This is a genomic window from Desulfocicer niacini (assembly GCF_054657595.1).
In genome coordinates, this window is the sequence record NZ_BAAHYK010000001.1 from 78059 (window position 1) to 101469 (window position 23411).

Below are 23411 nucleotides of genomic sequence, written 5' to 3' on the forward strand. Positions count from 1 at the left end.
CTTCACCTTATTTATATTAACTCCAGGCAGGACTAAATATCAAAAGGGGGATGGCTGGTCAATAATTTTACGGGATTGCTCATAACATTGGTCAGCAATCATCATTGGCCGGGTTATGATTGAGGGGCATGATCACAACATGGTTCACTTAATAACGCAAGGCTGATCCCTTCCTAGAGTTGCCCATGTTGTGTCAAGGCTCAGACTTGCGTTAGTGTGTATGGATAATTTTATTGGTCCCCATCTTTTATGATTGACAATCCTTCAATAAAGTTGTATTCTTGCATAATTAAATCTGAGAGTAATCTCTCACTTAAAAAGACAGGGTCTCCGGGGATTCTTCGGGGGGCCTTTTTTTATTTCCGGTCAACTTTCACTATCTTTAAATTTTCCTCTTTTAAATTTTAAAAATTTTAAATTCGGGCTTTTTCAGGACAGTTTGTTGAGCCATCATATAATAAATTCGGGTTTTTTATTTCCCCTATCTATTATTTTTTAACATGAGGCCGGTCTTAATGGTTAAGATTTGCCTGTTTCGTACTTAGGGGAAAGAACAATTTGTCGAATAAACACCTTGGTGTGACAACTACCTCAAAGTTTGAAACACTTAAACTTTATTTTTTTCAGGAGATTGTCACATGGCTACAGGTACAGTAAAATGGTTTAACGATTCTAAGGGTTTTGGTTTTATCGAGCAGGAAGACGGACAAGACCTTTTCGTTCACCACTCAAGCATTAACGCAACGGGTTTCAAATCCCTTAATGAAGGAGATCGCGTCTCCTTTGACATTGAGCAGGGCCAGAAAGGTCCCGCAGCGGGAAATGTAACCGTTATTTAGTTGCAGCGTATAACGCTTTGAATTTCAGATGATTCCCATCGGGTTGACATGGATTCAAAGCTGTATATATTAGATTTGCTTTCTTTAAAAATTCTATTTAAAGTAAAGTATTCAGATCAGGGCAGTTCTTATGTCAAGCATTGCCCATCAGTTTCGCACTTAGGGGAAAAATAATTTGTCTGAAAAGCACATTCGTGTGACAACTACCTCAAAGTTTGGAACATTTAAACTTTTGTTTTAAGGAGATTGTCACATGGCTACAGGTACAGTAAAATGGTTTAACGATTCTAAGGGTTTTGGTTTTATTGAGCAGGAAAACGGAGAGGATCTTTTCGTTCATCACTCAAGCATTAATGCAACCGGTTTTAAATCCTTGAATGAAGGGGACCGAGTGTCCTTTGACATTGAGCAGGGCCAGAAAGGTCCCGCAGCAGGTAATGTAACTGTTATTTAGTTATATCTGCAGATACCCATCTGTTATGGTTCAATCTTTTAATCGGGGTTGACCATTTCGGTCAGGATATGTTTTAAAAAAAGCCCCTTTGACGGATGTCATTGGGGCTTTTTTGTTTTTTTATCAAGCGACTGAAACACGGCAGAGCAGTTAGGTTTAAATTCGAGCTTGAGAGCAAGTCTGGCCCAATGCCAGAGTGGCCGAGCTTGTCATCAGGCCCTTAAATTCCACCGTCAAAAGTTAATGCCGGGTGTTGGCTGTTGTCCATACCCTGAAAGGATGATTCATGCTAAAAAAAACTCAATTAAAAACCAGAATGATTCTATTGATCTCTTCTGTGGTCTTCATTGCCTTTGCCGTTAGTACCACCCTGATTACTCTCAGGGCCGGACAGATGGCCAGAGAAGAAGCCTATGATAAAGCAAGAGAGATTGCCCACAGATATAGCTCGGATGTCAATAATAGAATGGATGTGGCGCTTTCAGCTTCCAGAACCATTGCCGGTGCGTTTGCCGCCATTAAAGCCAGTGATGAAAAGCCTGATCGGAAAATGTTTGATGCAATTTTAATGGACGTATTAAAGGATAATCCCGACTGGATGGGTACCTGGGCCTGTTTTGAGCCCAATGCCATAGATGGCATGGATAGTGAGTATGTCAACACCCCGGGTCACAATGAAAAAGGGAGATATCTTCCCTGGTGGAACCGCATAACAGGATCCATTAAAGTGGCATCATCCGCCACCCCCGATGAATCCTCCGCTTGGTACAATGAGCCCATGAAAACCGGCAGGGAGTTTGTCACAGATCCTTGCATGACAAGCCAGGGGGTTATGGCCATTGATGTGTGTGCCCCTATCACATTTAAGAACAAGCGCATCGGTGTTGTCGGGCTTGATTTCAGCATGGCCTATTTTGAAGAGATGGCCAAGGACATAAAACCCTTTGAAACAGGGTATGTATTTCTTGTGTCCCACAATGGCACGTTCGTTACCCATCCCAAAAAAGACCTTGTGGGTAAAACCATTGATGAGGTTAACCCAGCCAACACGGTTATGGATGCCATTCGCCAGGGACGGGAGACAACGGAAATGAAGAAATCCGAAGTGACCAGAGATGAATCATTTGTTATTTTTGTCCCTGTCAAGCTGGGCAGAAGTGATCTTTTCTGGTCGCTTGGTGTCAGTATCCCCATGGACAAGGTGTTGGCCGGTGTCAAGGCAATGAGAAATATGAATCTTATCATTAATGTCATTTTTATGGTAGTTATCATGCTGGTTATTTTTTTCATTGCCCGGGGGATTGCGAATCCCATCAGTCGCATCGCAGAAGGACTTAATCAGGGAGCGGACCAGGTATCATCGGCTTCCATAGAAGTGGCCACATCCAGTCAGACCCTTGCAGAAGGGGCATCCCAACAGGCTGCAGCCATTGAAGAAACCGCTTCATCCCTTGAAGAAATGTCTTCCATGACCAGTCAGAATGCCGACAATGCCGGTCAGGCCAATACCCTGATGCAGGAGAACAGTCATATTATTGAGCAAGCCAGCGAAACAATGGATAAACTGACCCATGCCATGGAAGACATTTCAAAAGCCAGCGAAGAAACCTCCAAAATCATAAAAACCATTGATGAAATTGCCTTTCAGACCAATCTTCTGGCCTTGAATGCCGCGGTGGAAGCTGCCAGGGCAGGTGAGTCCGGTGCAGGCTTTGCCGTGGTGGCAGATGAGGTGAGAAATCTGGCCCTGCGTGCCGCAAGAGCAGCCAAGAGCACAGAAGCTCTCATTGAAGGTACCACTCGGAAGGTCAAAGAAGGTTCCCAGTTGGTAAATACCACCAACGAGGCTTTTTCCCATGTGAATGTATCCACGGAAAAAGTTGTTCATCTGGTGGCGGAAATTGCAGCAGCTTCCAGAGAACAGGCCCAGGGCATCAGCCAGGTAAATCAGGGGGTGGCCCAGATGGATAAAGTGATCCAGCAGAATGCCGCCAATGCCGAAGAATCAGCCAGTGCTTCAGAAGAAATGAACGGTCAGGCCCATGCAATGAAAAACATGGTCATCGAACTTGTGGCCCTGCTCAATGGAAATGCAAAAAAAGTTTCCACAAAAAGGCCGGCGCAACCTTTATCTGGTAAAAAAAATGGACACCACAATGCGCTTCCCATGAAGAGAAAAACAAGTTTGCACCCCCCCTTGTCGCTTCAGCGAACCGGTAAGAGGGAAATAATGCCCCATGATATTATTTCTGATGATGATTTTAGTGATTTTTAATTTAAAGGAATCTTTATAATGGCGGATTACAGTATTGAAAGATATCAATTTGAAACTGGTGTTTATCGTCCCCCCAGCGAGGGGGGCAGTTCATCCCTGCTGCTTCGATTCACCCGTAACTGCCCTTGGAACCACTGCGCGTTCTGCAGCATGTATAAAGGTGAAAAATTTCAACTTAGATCCCTGGTAGAGCTAAGGTCTGATATGGATGCCATGGCAACCCTGGCCCGGGATTTAAAAACGATCTCCATGGACCTGGGTCAGAAGGGGGAGATCACCCGGGATGCCGCCATGGTTCTCATGGACAAGGTGCCAGAACTAAATCACCACAACGGTTTTGCCATGTTTTTTCACTGGTTGTGTGCAGGGGGGAAGACTGCCTTTATACAGGACGGCAACAGCATTATAATGAAGACACAAGATTTCATGGCGGCTCTGAAATATTTGAGAACCCTTTTTCCCTCCATTGATAGGGTGACCACCTATGCCCGGTCCAGAACCCTTGCCCAGAAATCCAGGGAAGATCTGGTTGCCATCTGCAAATCCGGTCTGGATCGTCTGCATCTTGGGCTTGAATCCGGGGACGACGATTTGTTGGCAAAGATCAAAAAAGGAGTGACGGCCCAGGGCCATATAGATGGTGGTAAAAAGGCCATGGAAGCAGGCTTTCAGGTGTCAGAGTACTGGATGCCCGGCCTTGGGGGCAGGGAAATGACAACAGGGCATGCCCGGAACACCGCCCGGGTACTGTCTGCCATAAATCCCCATTATATTCGCTCCCGACCCTTCCGGGCCGTCCCGGGAACGGCCATGCACGACTGGATTCAAAAAGGGGAGATGCATATCTTGTCTCCCCATGAGCAGCTTCTGGAATTAAAAGAGATGATCACGGCCCTTAATGTGACCTCCCGGGTGTGTTTTGACCATGCCGGGAATAACTGGCTGAGTCCTTCCGGCCGGATTTTGCTGTCCCATGGGTATGAGGGGTATCAATTCCCGGGTGAAAAGGAAAAGTTGCTTGGATTGATTGATGAAGGGTTGAAAAGCCGTCATGTAGCTCCGGATCTCACGTATTTGTAGAGTATAAAAGAATATGGAGAGAATCGTTGAAAAACTGGCAAGTCTATCTGGTAAAATGTGCGGATCAGTCTCTGTATTGCGGTGTCACCAATGACCTTAATGCAAGAATTGATGCTCACAATGCGGGTAAAGGGGCAAAGTACACCCGGGGAAGACGGCCGGTGGTGCTGGTGGGGAATACAGGAGAAATGACAAAAAGTGAGGCTCTTAAACTTGAAATCCGCATCAAGAAATGTCCTGCGGGGAAAAAACTTTCTGCATTAAAAAAAGGGCTGTTGTTATAATTGGGGCATGGCCATAAGGTGGGCCACCTGGGGAGGGGGTAGGCTTTCGTTATTAGCGCTTTTTTTAAAGTTACCTGTAAACACAGGCGGTTGGCAAAATCCTAGAGCCTGATAAAAAATACAGATTCTAAGGACCACATAGCCTGAGCTCGTTGGCCTGTCAAATGATGATGTCTGGCCGGTGTTATGACCAGGCTCAAATGACTTATATCAGAAATCAGCCGGAAAAAAGGAGCTGAAGAAAAATGAATGCAGTTAAAATCCCCCATGATCAATTGAGTCCCGAAGCACTCCAGGGGGTTATTGAAGAATTCCTCACCCGGGATGGAACCGATTATGGGGAAGTTGAAGTGCCGTTGAAGACAAGGCTTGCCCAAGCACTGGGCCACCTGAAATCGGGGAAAGTGGTGATTGTGTTTGATCCTGATTCACAGACATGCACCCTTATTAGTAAGGATGATCCCCGATTAAAATTATTGGACACGGATGCGCCATCTGTGGGGGATTGAGGGCAAGTTTCATTTGCCAGTTTACACTTGAATATTGAAGCCATGCCCTGAAAATAACATGGATGGGCGCAAGCGGAGTGGTCATATGTCAGAAAACAGTGCATTTCTTGGCATCCTTCATATCAAATCAAAAGTAGTTTACAGTTTTTTAAAGAAGATCACCGCCAAAGGGGGCCTTCAACTCGTGAAACTGTAAAGCAAAAATGAAGGATGCGCATTTCTTGATGATATTCAAGATGAATTAAAACATATTGTCCAGCCCTACCAGAGGGATCTCCATCAGAAGCAGAAAAAGTCGGATTTTAACGGCGGTGCAGCGGATAAAAACAGCAACTTTACGATGCTCCCTATGATCCCTGGAAGTTTATTGATTTCTTGCGTCAGACCTACCTGGATTGCATTAAAAAGACAAATTATCCCTGGGAACCCCTGTACCCATCCAGGAATTTTACCTGGATTATGTGATTTCTCTTCAGACCAAGACTTTCTTGCTGAATATGTCCCGGTGGTCACGTGGGAAGGCAAGGGGCAAAGGAAAAAAGTGCAGGGCAGATGCAGCCCACCCATACGGAGAAAACATCGGCATGGCGGATGTTTTTAACATGACAGCCTGGCATACACCTGGTTTTACCATGGACAGTCCCTTGACTCTTACCGCCACCCTGGTCAGTGATTTGATTATTGTCGGCAGCCGGGCCTTTTTTTATGGCATACCTGACTCTGAAAGCATGCTGGAAAAAAACTGTTGTTTCAAGGCCTTATTGATACATTGTGAAGAACAAAAAACGGTTTTTTCTTTTTCCCCGGATCTTAGAAAAAAAAGTTAAAAAAAATACCAATCAAGGCTTGACTTTTAATTCCTTTTCTCTATAATACATAAAACTGCGCTAATATATGGAGGCGCACAGGTTCCTTTCAATCAGTATATATCATAAAAAAAAGGTTATATATTACAGTCAGGGACTGGCATTATTTTTTATTTTTTTTCAGGAGATTGCCAATATGGCTAATGGTATCGTAAAATGGTTTAACGACTCTAAGGGTTTTGGTTTTATTGAACAAGAAAACGGAAAAGATGTGTTCGTACATCACACCGGAATTAACGCAACGGGTTTCAAATCCCTGAATGAGGGGGATCGAGTGTCCTTTGACATTGAGGAAGGACAGAAAGGCCCCGCTGCAACTAACGTAACAGTTTTGTAGTCAGCCGTTTTACCCGGCCTTTAAAGTCATCTTGGTGACTTGCTGAATTAAAATCCCCGGACAGGGTTATGTCCGGGGATTTTTTTTTATTAAAAAAAGTCCATTATCCTTCATGTTCGCTCAAAAGCAGTTTGCCCTAGATGTTCAAATTTTTTCTGCCTATTATGCGAGAACGGGATCGGTTTTTTTTATTGACCTTATTGGTCAAAACCGGGGTGAACCTAAAAGGTCACCGATAATGCCCATAACACAAGCCTCCCCCTGACTCATCCCCATTATAGTTCAATATAAAAAAATGATCATCGAGTTACACTTTTTTAGCAGCTTATTTTCAAAATGAGGTCATTGCTCCAGAAAGTATAACTCAGGAGTGAAGGATGTCAAAAAGTCCATTGATTATTCCGACAGGTTTAATTCCTGGGTCAGTTCTTCGGATAATAAAATGGCTTCGGCCACACATCGCATGGATTTTCGGGTATTCATGCTGCGTTTTCGTATCCACTGATAGGCTGCTTCGCCGGTTTTCTTCTGACGCAGCATCAGCACCTCCTTGGCTCGTTCCACCAATTTACGGGTTTCAAGCTCTTCCTGAATGACCTGGGTTTTGACCATCAGCTCTGTATTTAAAATAGCAATGGCCGCCTGGTTGGCAACGGTTCTGATAAGGTTGACCTCTGTTTCAGAAAATGAATGGGGGATGGCGGTAAAGCAGTTCAATGCCCCGATGATACGATCGTCCAGTACCTGGAGGGGGACACTCACCATGGAAATCAGCCCCAGTTTCTGTGCCATTTCTTTTTCTTTAAATCGATGATCTTCAAGGACGTTGTCGATGATGATGGGTTTTTTTCCGCTAACCACTGCACCCACCACCCCTTCATTCATTTTCAGGGATCTATCTTTGATATAGTCTCTGTCAAAGGCCTGGGTGGCTTTCAGACCAATCCGGGGGGGGGTACAGGTATCATCCACAAGCCAGAGTGAACAGATTTCAACCCCTGTCACCTTTGCGGTTACCATCACCGTTAATTTGAGGATATCCTCAAGATAGAGGTCCGAGGTGATGGCCGTACTTATGTCCATGAGAGCTCTTATATATTTGTCATAGGGTTGTGCGATGTCTTTTTCCATATGAAATTACCTGTGTTTCGTTGAGGTGCAATAATTAAAGCCGGATCATATTTTTCTACCAAGGAATACAAGTGGCTTATCTTGTGTAAATATGAGGCACTGGCCAAACATTTACATGGCCAAGCCGAATATTTGCTATTTTGTAAACAAATTATTCAAGGATGTCAGGTTTTTAAAATTTACCGTTTACCTAGGACGGCATCCATGGGAAACCGCAACCTGGGCTTGACAAATGGTGAATAAATAGAATCTGACCCCTTAGAAGGGACATATTATGGCATTTTTTATCCCATTGTTCAAACCTGGGATTCAGTTTTCCGGAAATCTCCGGGACAGGCAGTCAAAAATCCTGTCAGAATTTATGGGATTTTTCGGGCATCAGCGTAGGGTCAGCCATATACCCACAAGCATGGTCAGCATACCTGATCCACGGACCAGGGTGATGGGTCGGACAAGGGCGCCCATCAGACCGAAATGATCCACCAGAGCCGCCGCACCAAACTGAGCCGCCACAAGAATGGTTAGGGCGGGCACCAGTCCCAGACGGGGGGATGTGTACCCTATGCTGCCCACAATAATTAATCCCATGATACCGGACAGCAGCGTATACCAGGGCAGAGAGGGGTAAATCCCAAGATTTCCCCCCCGGCAGAACAGCATGGTTCCACCGATGATGAGCCCCCCCATGCCATAGGTGATGAAGATGCTTTCCAGAGTGCCCATCTGTTTATCCATGATTCCCATTAGCTGAGCCTGCAATGTTACCATGATTCCGCCCATAGCGGCGGTGGCTGCAAGTATAATATGATTTGACATCCGATACTCCTGCATACTTTTAAAAGAGGGTATGACTTGGTTTTAGAACTGCCCGCATTTGACGATTGGGGCCTGTCCAACAGCATGATTCATCCGTCACATTTGTTGGAGCAAGGGGAGTTAATGATCAACGCGGGATCCTGATCTTTTCCATTGGCTTTATTTGAGTATTTGATTTGCCCACAATAATCAAGCAATTAAATTATGGGCTGGCCCGCAATACTGGCCATCTCTTATGGGTGTTTTTGCATTCTCTTTTGCGAGAAGCATGCGCTTACAAGGGGCTTGCTCACAACATGGGCCATTCGCCACAGTTGGCGTGGGCGCATTCCCATTTTTTCGGTTCGATGCTTAATCACAGGTTAGCCCTGTCCCCTTTCCAAAGTTAATCTTATTGTGATCCAATCTTTTTTGAGACAATGGTGGCCTGACGTCTCCCCAAGCTGGCAGAAGGCTGGTGAACTTGGCTAGATAATCTATACCACCGGGTATTTCCTTTTTCCTGAAAATTCCATATTTTGTAATGAAATCCATTTTTTACTTGACTTGATGAATTGAAATTATTAAAGGGGAGCTGTTTTTTTAAAAAAACAACGTTTATCAAAAGATTTTGACGTTCTATGATTCGCAAATTCAAAGATTGATAATGATACTGGCCAGTGGGAAGAGGGGAGAGCAGGATGGGCCGATGTGGAATGAAGGGTTGAAGTTAACCTTGCTGGTCGACACAATATGTGTGCTTAAGCCGAAATTTTATCGCCGGGGGGGGGAGATTCATTGAATAGCGGAGAATTTGTTCCCATGTTATTTTAATGCAGTATCTGTCGCAGGAGGTCTTATGCAGTTCAGGGATTATCGCGGGGTTCATCAAATGCTTTGTGAAACAGTGGATAAACATGCTACCCAGGGGGCATATCGCTGGTTTGATGAGAAAGGTGTGCCTGATTCTGTGACCTGGGCTGAGTTTTATCAGGAAGTGAAGGCGGCGGCAAAAAGCCTTATGGCCCTGGGGGTTAAGACAGGAGATAAAGTTAACATCTTAAGTTATACCAGTTACCGCTGGGTGTTGACAGACATGGCCAATATGAGTATCGGCGCTGCAACCGTGGGCATCTATCAGTCCAATCTTCCCAAGGATTGTCGCTATATTATTGAGCATTGCGATGCTGTGCTGGTGTTTGCTGAAAATGAAAAACAGCTGGCAAAGCTCCTGGAAATCAGAGCAGATATTCCCAATGTCAGAAAGGTGATCATGTTCAAGGGAGATATGCCGGAAAACGACTGGGTTATTTCCTATGAGGATTTTCTGGAACTTGGGAAAAGCATCCCGGACGATTTGTTTGGGCAACGAACCGCAGAAGTCACCGTCGACGATCTTGCGGGGATTGTCTACACATCTGGTACCACGGGGGTTCCCAAGGGGGTGATGCTTACCCATGACAACATTACTTCCACTGCCCAGTCGGTGCTTCACAGCGGTAATTTCAATGAAGGAGAAGAGACTTTTCTCTTTTTGCCCCTGGCCCATGTGTTTGCCAGAACCTGCAGTTATGGTGCCGTTTTGATAGGTAATCGTACCACTTTTGCCAGGAGTATTGATACCCTGATGGATGATTTTAAGCTGGCCGCTCCCCATTGGTTTATCAGTGTACCACGGGTGTTTGAAAAGATTCATACCCGGGTGATCTCCGGGGTTCAGGCAAAAGGGGGAATGGCGGAAAAATTATTTAACTGGTCTCTGGCAGTGGGCAGTAAAGTGAGTCAATTCAAGGTGGCCCATGAATCCATTCCGCTGATGATCCGGTTACAATATTCCATTGCCTCAAAGCTTGTTTTTTCAAAAATCCATGAGGCCTTGGGAGGTAACGTAAAATGGTGTATCAGTGGAGGAGCACCTTTGAATCCCGATATTGCACGGTTTTTTCATGCTGCCGGTCTTTTGATTCTGGAGGGCCTTGGCATGACTGAAAATACAAGTTTTAGTAACCTGAACCGATATGATAATTATAATTTCGGTGTGGTTGGACCTCCGGGAGCAGGCCTGTTTCATAAAATTGCCGACGACGGTGAGGTGCTGTTCAAGGGCCGAAACGTGATGAAGGGTTACTATAAGATGCCCGAAGAGACCCGGGACAATTTCACCGAGGATGGATGGCTCAGAAGCGGGGATATCGGTGAGATCCTGGAGGGCAACGTCTTGAAGATTACCGGTCGGAAAAAAGAGATCATCATCACCTCCGGTGGTAAAAATGTAGCACCCTCCGCCATTGAGGGACTCATGAGCACATCCAAGTATATCAATCAGGTGTGCGTTGTGGGGGATCAGAGAAAATTTCTAAGTGCCATTGTCACCCTGGATGAGGATAATATCAAAGCCTATGCCGCAGAAAAGGGCATTACCTATGGGGACAGCGAAGAGCTGCTTTACCATGACGACGTCGTCCAGCTGATTGATGAAGAGGTGGCCCTTAAAAATAAAGATTTGCCATCGTTTGAAACCTTGAAAAAAGTCATTATTGTACCTGAGTTCACCATTGAAAATAAAATGATGACCCCCACCTTCAAGGTAAAAAAGAATGTAATTATGGATAATTATCAGGAGAAGATTGAAAATATATATCAGTAGGGGTATGATGTCAAAATTGTGATCAGGGGCCCGGTTATATCTCGTCGGGCCTTGTTTCTCTTTGTCGTCATGGGGTCCATGGGGGGCTCTTCTGCCCGGTGCCCCTTGTCGCTTTCTTGCTGGATTCTTTCCAAAGGAGCGCATATGGAAATATGGATAACCACCCTGATATTGTTGTTGACCCTTATTTTTCTTGTGACGGAAAAAATATCCGTGGATCTTACCGGCATCGGTATCATCGTGTTTCTGGTGCTCACCGGTATTTTAACCCCCAGGGAGTCCATCATGGGGTTTTCCAATCCTGCGGTGATCACCGTGGGCGCCATGTTTGTCATTAGCCAAGGCATGATGCGAACCGGGGCGGTGGAGTTCATCGGGCGACGCATCATCCAGGTGGCCAGGGGACGATTGAGTGTGGCCCTTGCAGTTATCCTCTTCACCGTGGCCGTGGCATCTGCTTTTATTAATAACACCCCGGTGGTGGTGCTATTTATTCCCGTGGTCATGGCCATGTGCTGCGAATTTGATCTGAGCCCCTCCAAATTTTTGATTCCCATTTCCTATGCCTCCATCCTTGCCGGTACCTGTACCCTCATCGGCACTTCCACCAATATTATCATAAGTGATCTGAGTGCCTTGTCCGGCCAAGGATCGTTGGGAATGTTTGAATTGTCCCGGCTTGGCATACCCATTGCCCTTGTGGGCATGGTGATGCTTTTTTTTATATCTCCCTACATAATGCCCTCGTCATTGAATCCCATCTGCCAGCTCAAGGACGATGAGAACCGCAAATATCTCACGGAAATAAAAATTCCTCCCAACAGTGATCTTATCGGACGGCCGGTTTCCCGGTTGTTCAATGGCCGTTATGCTGATTTGGAAATGCTTGAACTCATTCGTTATTCCCATATTTTCCATCTGCCTAGAAATGAGGTCACCGTGGCGGGAGGGGATCGGGTGCTGGTAAAGGGTGATGTCAATGATCTGGTGGAGGTACTCAACCATGAGGATGTTGTGCTGCCAAATTCTGAGACAGGTCTGTCCTTTGATGTGGGAAAGGAGGAACCGGTGGTGGTGGAACTCATCGTCACACCGGGATCAAGCATGGTGGGAGACCGGATTGAAGAGACCGAAATTTTGCAGGATCCCCAGGTGAATTTCATTGCCGTCAAAAGAAGTAATCTGCATTTCAACGAACGTCAGGTGCATGATGTGCGGTTGAAAAATGGGGATATTCTTCTGGTGTGGTGTTATGCCAGCAAACTTGCGGCCCTCAGAAACAGTAAGGACTATATCATCATTGAAGATGTCTACGAAGAAATTGTTCTGAAACGAAAATCCTGGATATCTCTTCTTATTTTTGTATCCATGGTGGTGACAGCCACCCTGGGCCTTGCCGATATTCTGGTGTGTGCCCTGGCCGCGGCGTTTTTAATGATCGTAACCGGATGTCTTCAGATGCGGGATGCCTATCGGGCCCTGCAGGGGGATGTGCTGCTGCTCATTGCAGGTACCATAGCCCTTGGCGTTGCCATGGAAAAAACAGGCACCAGCGTCCTTTATGCCCGTGCTTTTCTGGATCTGTTCCATGGATATTCGCCGGGTATTATCCTGGGTGGCATCATTGTCCTGACCAGCATCTGCACCCAGATTTTGAGTAATAATGCCACCGCTGTGCTCTTGTTTCCCATTGCTGTTTCTGCGGCCCAGGGGCTTGGTATCGACCCGAAGCCCTTTATCATCGGGGTGTGTTTCGGTGCCAGTGCCTGCTTTGCCTCTCCGGTGGGCTACCAGACCAACCTGCTGGTTTATGGGCCGGGGGGATATCGCTTCAGCGATTTTCTTAAATTGGGTATTCCCCTGAACCTTCTTGTCATTGTGGCCTCCACGATTTTCATTCCCTTTTTCTGGCCTTTTTAACCCCTTTTGATGCTTTACAAATTCATGACAGACTGTTACTCAAGGATCAGTTCCTTTTTACGTTAGGGCCCAGCCCGGCATGGGACTAAATGGTTGATGATAAATACATGACGTGGAAAAGTAGTTCCGCAAAAATGGAGAAACAGGATGGGTTTTTTCAGTTTTTTATCGGGTAAAACCCCCGAATCACTAATGGAAAAGGGTGACCTTTTATTTGATAAGGGGCAGTGCGGTCTTGCAAAAATTGAGTATGAAAAGGCGAAAGCGCGCCATGCAAAAAAACCGGCACAGGCCCGGGAATTTCTGACACAGATTGACACGAAGATCAGTCAAAGCTGCGAGACCCTGGCCCGTCAGCACCTGGAAAAGGGTATGGATCTGCTGGAAGCCGGGTGTCATGAAGATGCCCTGGATAGACTGAGCCTGGCCCTTGAATTGGCGGTGAGTCAGGATCTGAGACAGGAAATTGAGGTGGCCTTGACCCATTGTCATCCATCCGTTGAAAATGACGCTGGGAAAATACATGGAAAACAAGACGATCTCTGCAATGAAGATTCTCATTTGTTGCCTCCGGCCCATGAACCCGACAGCGGGGAGGATATTGAAACCTTTGAGGTGCTCATCAATACCCTTTCCCGGGAAGAGCAGGAAGCCTATGAAAAATATGGCCCAAATTTTATCCATGGGTTTGTGGCCCTTAATTGTGGTGATTTTCATACAGCGGCCCGGGCACTGGAACAGGCCCATGATGAGCAAGCTTCCCCTGATAATTATATCGGCCTGGAACTTGCCACTGTCTTTCTTAATCTGGGGGAACTTGACAGGGCTCAAGACCTTTTGACGGATTTTCTGGAGTATTTTCCCGGGTCACTGCGAGGGTATCAGGTGTTGTGCGAAGTGCTGTGGATGAAAAAGGCCTTTGATCTGGCCCACCATGTTCTGGATAATTGCCCGGCATCCATGGGACAGGAGGCACCAATGGTACTGTTGAAGGGGGAAACCTGGTGCCGAGAAGACAAGTTTCATAAGGCCGTTGATCTGTACCGGAAAAAACTGGAGCAAAATGGCATGCAAGCATCCATTGTCCGAGCCCTGGCAGGAATCAAAGACTCCATGGGGCATTTTGATGAAGCCTTTCAATTGTACTCAGGGCTCATGGCCACCTGTACCGAATGTGGACAGAAACCAGATGTGGACCTGAGACGTAGGTTTGCCCATGCGGGATTTGCCTCCGGGGTTATGACATCCCAGATTATTGATGTTTACCTTGATCTGGTGGTGGAAGACCCCGATAATCAGGCAAGGTACTATGAAAATGTAAGTCACATTTATGCCCAACTTGGCAACGAGGTTGAGGCAGAACGCTTTAACGCCTTTGCCATGGGAGTTCAGGTGGAATAAAAAGATGGACTTGGTCTCAGCATGCGCCACCCGTCACATTTGGTGGGGCAATGGGGATTAGCCTGTGACCAAGCCCAAAAAGATGAATTTAACATATGGAGAAAAATAAAATGACAAAAGTGAAAATATTTGCCGGTATTTGTGGTTTTACAACCCTGGTTCAGGGAGAGGATAAGGGGGGGTATAAAGCCGTCATTGAGATAGAAAGTGAGTGCCCCAACTGGAAACGGGTAAATGAGGTACTGGGGGGCAAGGAAATTAATGTGATGGGCGAATTGTTCAAGGATAAAAAAAACGGTACCTTGAATTCCAAGGTATTTGAGGTGGCCCTTGGTACTATTCCCCATGTTTCCTGTCCGGTTATTTCCGGAGTTCTAAAAAACCTGGAGGTAAGCGTGGGGCTGGCATTGCCAAAGGATGCCACCATTACATTTGAAGAATAATAAGGCTGGCTTTGTTCATAATATCTGCCAGACCTCATAATTGGTGGGCCAAAGGGTTGATAATTTATCACGGGTGGCCCATCTTGTCAGCAAGTCAATTTTTTTATCTTAAAAATTAAGGAGCAGGCCATGAAAAATTCAGCAAAAAAAATTCGGTCTGGAAGTATTGTTCTTATGGCAGCAGTTTTGCTTTTGTTTGGGGGCAGCTCGGTTTTTGCCGCTACCTCCTGGTTGAAAACAGGATCAGACCTGTTAAATACCCTTGATGGCGGAAAAAACGGTGGAGAAGCCAATGCTACTGCCACAGATGGACCCAGCCTGACCCAGATTACCGATGCATTTAAACAGGCCCTTTCCATGGCGTCCCAGGGGGTGGTGGACCAGGTGGGAACCACAGACGGATTTAACACCGATGCGGCCATTCATATTCCCTTACCCGGACCCCTTCAGAAGGTGAAATCCATGCTGGCCACAGTGGGGCTTTCCAGCATGGCAGATGATCTGGAATTGAAATTGAACCGGGCCGCAGAGGCTTCGGCACCCAAGGCAAAGCAATTGTTTTTGAACGCCATAAAGGAAATGAGTTTTGAGGATGTCAAAACCATTTATGAAGGCCCGGATGATTCAGCAACCCAGTATTTTAAGGGCAAAATGTCCATTCCCCTGGCCGAGGAGATGCGCCCCATTGTGGATACAACCCTGGCAGAAGTGGGGGCTGTGAATGCCTATGACCAGGTCATGGGTAAATATAAGGACATTCCCTTTGTTCCCGATGTCAAAGCAGATCTCACCCAGCATGTGCTGGATAAGGGGCTGGCGGGTATTTTTTATTACATGGCCAAGGAAGAGGCCGCCATCCGGGAAAACCCGGTTAAGCAGACTACGGATCTTTTAAAGAGCGTTTTCGGTCGGTAAGCCCTGTAATTTAAATGGGATCACCTTTATTTTTTATGGAACCCCTGGAAAATCCATGCCCCGGCCCAGCAAAGGGCAACCAAAATTAATGCCCCGGGAAAAAAAACAAAACCTGTTTCCGGGTGCCATGGGGGAAAAAACATGGCCACGGCCAGGGGAAAAACCACAGACAGGACAATGGCCAGGCGCAATTTTCCTGAAATGGCCATGCGTCTGTTTTTTTTCCCGACGGCGGATCGGTTGCCTCCGAACAGGCGGGGAAGGAAAATAATGCAGGCAATGAGCAAGATGATGGTTAGAATTTCTTGAATACCGGCCAAGGGACCTCTTCCTTTTGGATGGTCTGATTTAAACCGGACCACCCCGGTGCGGTGACAGTCAGAACCAGATATTTTTTTCATGTGGGGCGGCGGGTAAATACTGTCCGCCCCACGACAATTTTTATACGTTGAAGTAAATTATCAGCCGGGTATAAGCATGTAAAGTCATTTGTCTCTCCCGGCCGGACCTGTTGAGCTTTTTCAGGCACTGCCATGGAGTTCCTTGACCTTGATACGATCAATGGTCCCATTGGGTTTTTCCGGCAGGGCATCAATGAACTCAACATATCCCGGCTTTTTATACCGGGCAATACGATTCCCCACAAAGGCAATCAGGTCCGGGCCGTTGAGATCAGAGCCGGTTTTTTTTACACACACTGCTTTGACGCCTTCGCCGAACTTCGGGTCTGGTACGCCGATGACGCACACTGACTCAATGTCCGGATGTGCCAGAATGGCCTGTTCCACCTCGGCGGGATAAACATTTTCGCCGCCTGGTTTAATAAGTTCCTTTTCAGGCTTTCTGCCTTCAAACCATAGAAATCCGTTTTTGTCAATTCTGCCCATGTCACCGGTGTGGTGCCAGCCGTTGCGCATGGTTGACAGATCAAGGGAACCTTCTTTTTTCCAGTATCCCTGGAAAACTACAGGCCCCCGGACACCTATTTCCCCGGATATGCCACAGGTAACAGGAGTATCATCATCTTCATCCAGTATGGCAAGTGCGGAAACCGGGCATTGCCTGCCGGCAGCTCCTGGCATGAGAGCATGGTTGGACAGGGTGACAAAACCCGATGTTTCTCCCTGTCCGTAGAGAATCCAGAAGGTTGCTCCGGTTTTCCGGGTAAAGGCCTCAATGTTTTCCGGTGAATCTATGCCGGTGACGTGACTGATGGATGAGAGATCTCCTTTTTCCATGTGCTCAAGCAAAGTGGAAAGGATGGGGGGGAAACTTGCCAGGAGGGTAACCTCTTCCCGGCGGATCATGGCAATGGCACCAGGGGCATTAAATTTTTCCATGATGACATTTTTTCCCCCCATGTGCAGGGTGGACAGGGACAGATTGATACCGGTGATGTGAAAAAGGGGTACCATGTTAAGATAAACATCTTCCCTTGTGAGTCCCATGGTCAGTGCTGTCTGGAGGTTGCTCATGATTATGTTTTCATGGGACAGGGCTGCCCCCCGGGGATAACCATCCACGGCGGCGGTGTATATAAGGCAGAAGATGCTCTGGCTGTCAGGGGATGGCTGGGGGGGGCTAAGATCCGGAATTTCAGCGATGCATATCAGGTCCGAGAAGCTCAGACGGCCATCATGGGGGGTGGATATGGACACCGGTGTGCCATTGAACTGCCGTTCATCTATAATGTCATTTGTCTGTTTTTCGCAGGCATCATCATAAAACAGCAGCTGTGCCCCGGAATCGGCCAGGATGTAGGCAATTTCCTCCAGGGAGAGGCGCCAATTTAGAGGCACCAGTATGGCCCCCATGGCTGCGGCTGCGCCGTTTAGAACCAGATATTCCAAGTGGTTCATGGAAAGAATGGCAATGCGGTCACCCTTTCGGATACCCTGATTTAAAAGCCCCCGCTCCAGGGCCTGAACCTGTTTAAGCAGGTCTTGAAATGTCAGGCTCCGATTTTTTTCTTTAATGGCAATGGCTGTTGGGTACCGTGTAGCATTCATTTTAAAGACGTCATAGACTGTAAAGCTGTGTACCGACATATGATTTCCCCCGTTTATAAATGAACTGTCAGGAGCTGGTTCCGCTGTTGGTCATTCTTAAGATTTCATGGGGATATCAAGTTTCATGGCATATGTTATTGTCACGCTGAGATCAACACATCGCGGTTTACGATGAACAAAATCAACAGATATATGCCGGAGCCGTCCTGTTACCCGCCCTGAGATGATTGACCTTGGGAATCAGGTCCAACTTTTATTTCATGGAGAATGTTTAGCAGGTGGGGGATATAAATACAAGGGAAAGGCAGAAATCCTGATAATGGGTATAACGTTTTTATGCCTGAATAAAAAATGATGGCTTAGATAAAAAATGAGGTGGCAAAAAACAAAGAAATGGGATGGAGGGAAGATAAAAAAAGTGGAGCGGGAAACGGGATTTGAACCCGCGACTTCGACCTTGGCAAGGTCGCACTCTACCACTGAGTTATTCCCGCTCAACGGGATGAACTTTTATATAATAATCATTTGTTTGTCAAGAAATATTTTTTTTGTTATGAGAATTTGTCTGTGGATCAAGGGAAAAGCCAGATCGGGTCAGACCCGGCCCAGCAATGATAACGGGTTGGCAGATGTTGTAATTAAGTCTGTAAAAACAAAAGGAGAGGCAGCATACCATGCATTCTACTGCACAACGTATTCTTGTGACCGGAGGCGGCGGATTTCTTGGCAAAACCATTGTAAAAGAGCTTGTGGCCCGGGGGGATGAGGTTACAAGCTTTTCAAGAGGATTTTATCCTGAGCTTGATGGCTGGCAGGTCCGACAGATCCAGGGAGATATAGGTGATTCCGGGGCCGTAATGGCCGCCTGTGAAGGCATGGATGCGGTGTATCATGTGGCGGCCCGGGCCGGTGTGTGGGGCGCGTATCAATCTTTCTACCGGGCCAATGTGATTGGAACGGAAAATGTCATTGCTGGTTGTCGGAAAAACGGGGTGCCCCGGCTGGTGTACACCAGTTCGCCCAGTGTGGTGTTTGACGGTTCTGACATGGAGAATGTGGATGAATCGGTACCTTATCCTGAATCTTTCCATGCCCCTTACCCGGCAACCAAGGCCTTGGCAGAACAAAAGGTACGGGCTGCGGCCGATGACGGGCTTGGGGTGATTATTCTAAGGCCCCATCTCATCTGGGGACCCGGGGATAATCATCTGCTGCCGGGGATTGTTTCCCGGGCAAAGCGACTGCGGCGCATCGGAGCGGGCTTCAATCTTGTGGATACCATTTATGTGGATAACGCGGCCCATGCCCATGTGCTGGCCGGGGATCGTCTCAAAGAAGATGCGTCCCTGTCAGGGAATGTTTATTTCATCAGCCAGGATAATCCCATTCCTCTGTGGGAGATGGTGGATCATTTTTTAGACGCCGCCGGATTGCCCCCGGTAAAGGGTAGGGTTGCCGCCCCGGTGGCATATGGGGCCGGAGCTGTCCTGGAGATTCTTTACAGGGTGTTTCCATTAAAGGGAGAGCCTGCCATGACCCGGTTTGCCGCCCGGGAGCTTGCCACCGCCCACTGGTTTGACATTTCCCGGGCTCGAAGGGATCTGGGGTATGAGCCCCTTGTGTCCATTGAGGAGGGGCTGGCACGTACCAAGGCATGGCTCGGGGAAATGGGCATGAGTGCTTTGAAGTAGTTCTCTGTGAGATTGTTTTTTATATAACCCACATGGCTGTAAATACCAGCCACAACGAAAAATGAAACCTCTACGATTCCAGTCTGTTGTACGGAGTTTCATCTAAAACCCACATGTCCTGTCGGACACAACGAATATAGAAAATGGCATTATGCCGCCCCTCTCCCGACGGGCAATGGGCCCGGACCGGAACTGTAGACAGTTCGATTGTCCGGTTCCTATTGCCCATCGGGGGAGGGGCTCTGCTGAGGTAGACTTGAAGGTTACCTTTTCATATAAAACCCACATGTCCGTCAGGACATGCCCGTTTATATAAAACTTCCAGGAAGTTATTCGTATCAGCTGAAGGTATTAAAGCTGATTTTATCCAGTTGGAGCGATGCTTTGGGATGGGGGGCTTTTTCCTCATCGGCATACCCAACGGCAAGCATGGATTCCACCTCAAAGTTTTCCGGTACATTTAAAAGATTGCGGATATATGCCCCAGCAGTGGTGGTCTCATCGTGGTCTCTTTTTCGTACCTGAATCCAGCAGCTGCCAAGGCCAAGGTCCGTAGCCGCCAGGTGGAGAAAGGTGGTGGCAACGGACGCATCTTCCACCCATACATCGGTTTTGGAAGGATCTGCAAGTACCACAATGGCCAGGGGGGCGTTTTTCAGAAAGGTGGAACCGCTGGGCCGGGCCGCGGAAAGTTTTTGAATCAGATCCGGCTGATCCACCACAATAAAGTGCCAGGGATTGCGTGCCCGTCCGGACATGGGTCTCAGGGCGGCCTCAATGAGTTTGTTTATTTTTTCTGTTTCAACAGGTGTCTGCTTGAACTTCCGGATGCTTCTTCGCTTTTCAATGAGTGAAAAAAACATGTGAATCTCCTTTAATCAGAATCGGGTGATGTCTATGGTGTTGTTTGATGTCCATTCATCAAATTTTCTTCTTAAGAGTTGTTTAAAGCGGTTACGGGTTACCGGCCATAACAGCAAAAGACCCATGGAATCGGTGAGCAGCCCTGGTGTGATCAATACCACCCCGGCCAGAAAGATGATCAGGGCATCCAGCAGATCTTCTGTGGGCATGATCCCCTGCTGCATGCTTGTCCGCACCCGCATCAGGGTGTTCATCCCTTCCATTCTGGCCAGCCAGGCCCCCAGAAATCCGCTGATGATGACAAGGACAATGGTGTTAAACCCACCGATGACACTGCCCACCTGTATTAAAAGATAAAGTTCGATCATGGGGATCAGGGTAAAACCGAGAAATAATTTAAAAAGCATGAACACTCTCCTTGGGGGGATAAGGATAAGGAGGCGGGGAAAAGGGGTTTTGGAGGTGACTCATTCAGTGACGATAACGGTTTAACCGTTCAAGGGGAGTAAATCACGGCCATTTTCCCAATGTCCTCCAGAGAACATTGATATGAAAATGGCCATGAAAATAAAATTGTCAAGCCTGATCAGGCCAGGGCATCATGGATGGCAAGGATCATGCCATATCCACCCTGGATATTAAAGGTGTTGGTGATGCCGTGGGCTGATAGAATCACCTGGCACTCATAGGACCGGGGACCGGTGCCGCACAGCAGATAAACCGGCATATCCGTGGGGACTTCATTTACCCTTTTTCTGAACTCATCCTGGGGAATATTGATCCATTGATCCCCATATTTTTCCACAAAAGGGGCCGCCTGAACAGTGCTTCTGACGTCAATCACCCGGGCCTTTTCGTTCTTGAATTTCTCAAGAAATTCCCAGGTGTCAATGGATTTCAGGCTGCCGTTCAAGGTGTTGTCAAGGGCATTACCGGCATTGTTGACAATGTCCATGGCCGAGGCATAGGGGGGGGCGTAACTGACTTCGAGCCCACAGATTTCATCCACATCCACACCGAATTTCAGCAGGGGAGCCACGGCGTCCACCCTTGCCTTTACGGCATCCCCCTGGGGACCTGCGGCTTCCACCCCCAGTACTTTCCGGGTTTTTCTGTCGGCAATGAGTTTCATGAACATGAAATCGGCATCGGGGAAAAAGTGTGCCCGATCTGATTGGGCCACCACCACATCCACGGGATCAAAACCGGCCATGGCTGCCTGGTCTGTGGTGAGACCTGCCTTGGCCATGCCCATGTCAAAAATTTTAATGCAGAAGGCTCCCACTGCGCCGGGGAACTGCGCGGCACCACCATTTATATTGGTGGCAATGATGCGGCCCTGGCGGTTGGCAAGGGAACCCAGGGGCATGAGGATTTCCTGGCCGCTGATGAGGTTAGGAAATTCTGCACAGTCTCCACCGGAGAAGATGTTCGGGTCCGAGGTCTGCATGCGTCGGTTCACCAGCACGCCTCCGCAGCGACCCAGGGCAAGATCTGCGTCGGCGGCCAGCTGGGAGTTGGGACGAACCCCGGCGGCCAGGATGACCATGTCACAGGGGATGGTCTGTTCCTGGGTTTCCACGGACTGTATGCCGGTTTCGGCATCTCCGTTTATTTTCATGACCCGCTGGGACAACAGAAGATTGACCCCATGTTCCCGAAGTTTCTTTTCAGCAATTCTGGACATGTCCTTGCCCAGGGCCTGGGGCAGCACTCGGTCGGCCATTTCTATGAGGGTGGTATCAATGCCCCAGAGATCGGTGAAGGCTTCTGCCATTTCAATACCGATGGCTCCGGCACCGATGACCACAGCGTTTTCCACCTCACCCTTGGAGATGGCATCTTTAATAAGTTTTGCATGGTGCAGGTTGGACACCACATGGACCTGGGGAAGATCGGCCCCGGGAATGGGGGGACGCATGGGGGTGGCACCGGTGGCAATGACCAGCTGGTCATAGGAGAGTTCTTCCTCCCGGTCTTCCTTAAGATGACGCACTACTACTTTTTTTTCTTTCCGTTTGATGGCAATGGCCTCCACGCCGGTGAGCACATCAGCTCCTTTGGTGGCCTTGAAAAATGCCTCATCCCTGATGGCATGGGCAATGGTGGAACGAAGCCCTTCGATGTCGGCCACATCCCCCCCCACATAATAGGGTATCCCGCATCCGCCATAGGAGATGAGTTCATCTCTGTCAATCATGGTGATTTCAACATCCGGGTTAATGCGCCGCAGCCTGCAGGCCACCTTGGGACCCAGTGCCACAGCGCCGATAATCAGTACTTTTTTGGACATCGTTCTCTCCTTAATGCATTTGTCCGGTTTTCAGATGGGTATTATCTGGAAATCGGAATGATCTATGATTCGATTTTTCCGGATTGACGGGTTTCTGGGAGGTACCAGGGGGTGATACCCTGAAACAGATCCTGGACAGCCAACTAACCGGGGGATCGAAGTTGCTTGGAATTTAATAAACGTAAAGCTGTTAATTTCTGTTTTAAAGGCTGATCACCGTCGCATTGCAGGACAGTTCAATCAGTTCCACTGCCGTGGCCATGCGAAACCCGTCGGCCAGATCTTCTTCCTTTATAAAACGGGCCTTTGCACAGGGGATACAGGCAAGAATGGGTACCTCATGGGCCTGGAGATGTGCCAGCAGATCATCAGCTACATCGCCGGTAGCGGCCTTCAGATTATCCAGTGCGCCTTCCCGTGCAAGGTATACGCCTTCGTCCAAAAGGAAGATGGTGACATTTTTTCCCTGCTTCTGGGCAATGGTGGCCAGGTGAAAGGCCCGGGTGCTTCTGTTGGGATTGTCGGTGCCGCACGATAGTACAATCAATACGTTATCAGTCATTTTACACTCCTGTTCACCCCTTTAAGCAGTTTGCCAAGCGGATGATGATGGGTTGAAAGTTTCTGTAATTACAATATGTTCATCAGAAATCAATAT

22 protein-coding genes and 1 tRNA gene are annotated in these 23411 nt (G+C 47.6%); 14 read left to right on the plus strand and 9 right to left on the minus strand.

Annotation, left to right across the window (positions count from 1 at the left end; translation table 11 throughout):
- Positions 1-638: 638 nt before the first annotated feature.
- The 8 genes from ACYQ2M_RS00445 to ACYQ2M_RS00480 all read left to right on the plus strand — a co-directional run bounded on the left by ACYQ2M_RS00445 (position 639) and on the right by ACYQ2M_RS00480 (position 6644).
- On the plus strand, positions 639-839 hold the full coding sequence (locus ACYQ2M_RS00445) for a cold-shock protein (protein ID WP_459914330.1): 201 nt from the start codon (positions 639-641) through the stop codon (positions 837-839).
- 253 nt (positions 840-1092) lie between these two features.
- Positions 1093-1293 carry a cold-shock protein gene (locus ACYQ2M_RS00450; protein ID WP_084068850.1) on the plus strand — a complete coding sequence of 67 codons (201 nt, stop codon included), beginning with the start codon at positions 1093-1095 and terminating at the stop codon, positions 1291-1293.
- 286 nt (positions 1294-1579) lie between these two features.
- Positions 1580-3568 carry a methyl-accepting chemotaxis protein gene (locus tag ACYQ2M_RS00455; protein WP_459914331.1) on the plus strand — a complete coding sequence of 663 codons (1989 nt, stop codon included), beginning with the start codon at positions 1580-1582 and terminating at the stop codon, positions 3566-3568.
- A gap of 18 nt (positions 3569-3586) precedes the next feature.
- Positions 3587-4648, plus strand: coding sequence for a radical SAM protein (locus tag ACYQ2M_RS00460; RefSeq protein ID WP_459914332.1), 1062 nt, complete (start codon positions 3587-3589; stop codon positions 4646-4648).
- 26 nt (positions 4649-4674) lie between these two features.
- Positions 4675-4932 (plus strand): GIY-YIG nuclease family protein, encoded by a 258-nt coding sequence (locus ACYQ2M_RS00465; RefSeq protein ID WP_459914333.1) that lies wholly within the window; start codon positions 4675-4677, stop codon positions 4930-4932.
- 245 nt (positions 4933-5177) lie between these two features.
- Positions 5178-5441: a YheU family protein gene (locus ACYQ2M_RS00470; RefSeq protein ID WP_459914334.1), complete on the plus strand. Its 264-nt coding sequence runs from the start codon at positions 5178-5180 to the stop codon at positions 5439-5441.
- Positions 5442-6025: 584 nt separating this feature from the next.
- Positions 6026-6268, plus strand: coding sequence for a hypothetical protein (locus ACYQ2M_RS00475; RefSeq protein WP_459914335.1), 243 nt, complete (start codon positions 6026-6028; stop codon positions 6266-6268).
- A gap of 175 nt (positions 6269-6443) precedes the next feature.
- Positions 6444-6644: a cold-shock protein gene (locus tag ACYQ2M_RS00480; protein ID WP_084068859.1), complete on the plus strand. Its 201-nt coding sequence runs from the start codon at positions 6444-6446 to the stop codon at positions 6642-6644.
- Positions 6645-7040: 396 nt separating this feature from the next.
- Here the strand turns inward: ACYQ2M_RS00480 and ACYQ2M_RS00485 are convergent, their stop codons facing one another.
- Positions 7041-7775, minus strand: coding sequence for a GAF domain-containing protein (locus tag ACYQ2M_RS00485; protein ID WP_459914336.1), 735 nt, complete (start codon positions 7773-7775; stop codon positions 7041-7043).
- A 378-nt stretch (positions 7776-8153) separates the two neighbouring features.
- Positions 8154-8591, minus strand: a complete 438-nt coding sequence (locus ACYQ2M_RS00490) for a DMT family transporter (RefSeq protein WP_459914337.1) — start codon at positions 8589-8591, stop codon at positions 8154-8156.
- A gap of 838 nt (positions 8592-9429) precedes the next feature.
- On the opposite strand from ACYQ2M_RS00490, the gene ACYQ2M_RS00495 reads away from it, so the two are divergent.
- The 5 genes from ACYQ2M_RS00495 to ACYQ2M_RS00515 all read left to right on the plus strand — a co-directional run bounded on the left by ACYQ2M_RS00495 (position 9430) and on the right by ACYQ2M_RS00515 (position 15896).
- Positions 9430-11217 (plus strand): AMP-dependent synthetase/ligase, encoded by a 1788-nt coding sequence (locus tag ACYQ2M_RS00495; protein ID WP_459914338.1) that lies wholly within the window; start codon positions 9430-9432, stop codon positions 11215-11217.
- Positions 11218-11361: 144 nt separating this feature from the next.
- Positions 11362-13137, plus strand: a complete 1776-nt coding sequence (locus tag ACYQ2M_RS00500; protein ID WP_459914339.1) for an SLC13 family permease — start codon at positions 11362-11364, stop codon at positions 13135-13137.
- A 147-nt stretch (positions 13138-13284) separates the two neighbouring features.
- Positions 13285-14538, plus strand: coding sequence for a tetratricopeptide repeat protein (locus ACYQ2M_RS00505; protein ID WP_459914340.1), 1254 nt, complete (start codon positions 13285-13287; stop codon positions 14536-14538).
- A gap of 110 nt (positions 14539-14648) precedes the next feature.
- Positions 14649-14981, plus strand: coding sequence for a DUF6951 family protein (locus tag ACYQ2M_RS00510; RefSeq protein WP_459914341.1), 333 nt, complete (start codon positions 14649-14651; stop codon positions 14979-14981).
- A 129-nt stretch (positions 14982-15110) separates the two neighbouring features.
- Positions 15111-15896, plus strand: a complete 786-nt coding sequence (locus ACYQ2M_RS00515) for a DUF4197 domain-containing protein (protein WP_459914342.1) — start codon at positions 15111-15113, stop codon at positions 15894-15896.
- A 26-nt stretch (positions 15897-15922) separates the two neighbouring features.
- Here ACYQ2M_RS00515 and ACYQ2M_RS00520 read toward each other — a convergent pair whose 3' ends face one another.
- The 3 genes from ACYQ2M_RS00520 to ACYQ2M_RS00530 all read right to left on the minus strand — a co-directional run bounded on the left by ACYQ2M_RS00520 (position 15923) and on the right by ACYQ2M_RS00530 (position 18399).
- On the minus strand, positions 15923-16216 hold the full coding sequence (locus ACYQ2M_RS00520) for a hypothetical protein (protein WP_459914343.1): 294 nt from the start codon (positions 16214-16216) through the stop codon (positions 15923-15925).
- Positions 16217-16417: 201 nt separating this feature from the next.
- Positions 16418-17944 carry an AMP-binding protein gene (locus ACYQ2M_RS00525; protein ID WP_459914344.1) on the minus strand — a complete coding sequence of 509 codons (1527 nt, stop codon included), beginning with the start codon at positions 17942-17944 and terminating at the stop codon, positions 16418-16420.
- Between the two features lie 380 nt (positions 17945-18324).
- Positions 18325-18399, minus strand: a tRNA-Gly gene (locus tag ACYQ2M_RS00530).
- Between the two features lie 180 nt (positions 18400-18579).
- On the opposite strand from ACYQ2M_RS00530, the gene ACYQ2M_RS00535 reads away from it, so the two are divergent.
- Complete coding sequence (locus tag ACYQ2M_RS00535; protein ID WP_459914345.1) at positions 18580-19596, plus strand: NAD-dependent epimerase/dehydratase family protein; 1017 nt, start codon at positions 18580-18582, stop codon at positions 19594-19596.
- A gap of 338 nt (positions 19597-19934) precedes the next feature.
- Here the strand turns inward: ACYQ2M_RS00535 and ACYQ2M_RS00540 are convergent, their stop codons facing one another.
- The 4 genes from ACYQ2M_RS00540 to ACYQ2M_RS00555 all read right to left on the minus strand — a co-directional run bounded on the left by ACYQ2M_RS00540 (position 19935) and on the right by ACYQ2M_RS00555 (position 23315).
- Positions 19935-20459, minus strand: coding sequence for a nitroreductase family protein (locus ACYQ2M_RS00540; RefSeq protein WP_459914346.1), 525 nt, complete (start codon positions 20457-20459; stop codon positions 19935-19937).
- 15 nt (positions 20460-20474) lie between these two features.
- Positions 20475-20867 (minus strand): FxsA family protein, encoded by a 393-nt coding sequence (locus ACYQ2M_RS00545; RefSeq protein WP_459914347.1) that lies wholly within the window; start codon positions 20865-20867, stop codon positions 20475-20477.
- A 179-nt stretch (positions 20868-21046) separates the two neighbouring features.
- Entirely contained in the window at positions 21047-22753 is a 1707-nt protein-coding gene (locus ACYQ2M_RS00550; RefSeq protein WP_459914348.1) for an FAD-dependent oxidoreductase, read from the minus strand.
- A gap of 202 nt (positions 22754-22955) precedes the next feature.
- Positions 22956-23315 carry a DsrE family protein gene (locus tag ACYQ2M_RS00555; RefSeq protein WP_459914349.1) on the minus strand — a complete coding sequence of 120 codons (360 nt, stop codon included), beginning with the start codon at positions 23313-23315 and terminating at the stop codon, positions 22956-22958.
- Between the last annotated feature and the right edge of the window lie 96 nt (positions 23316-23411).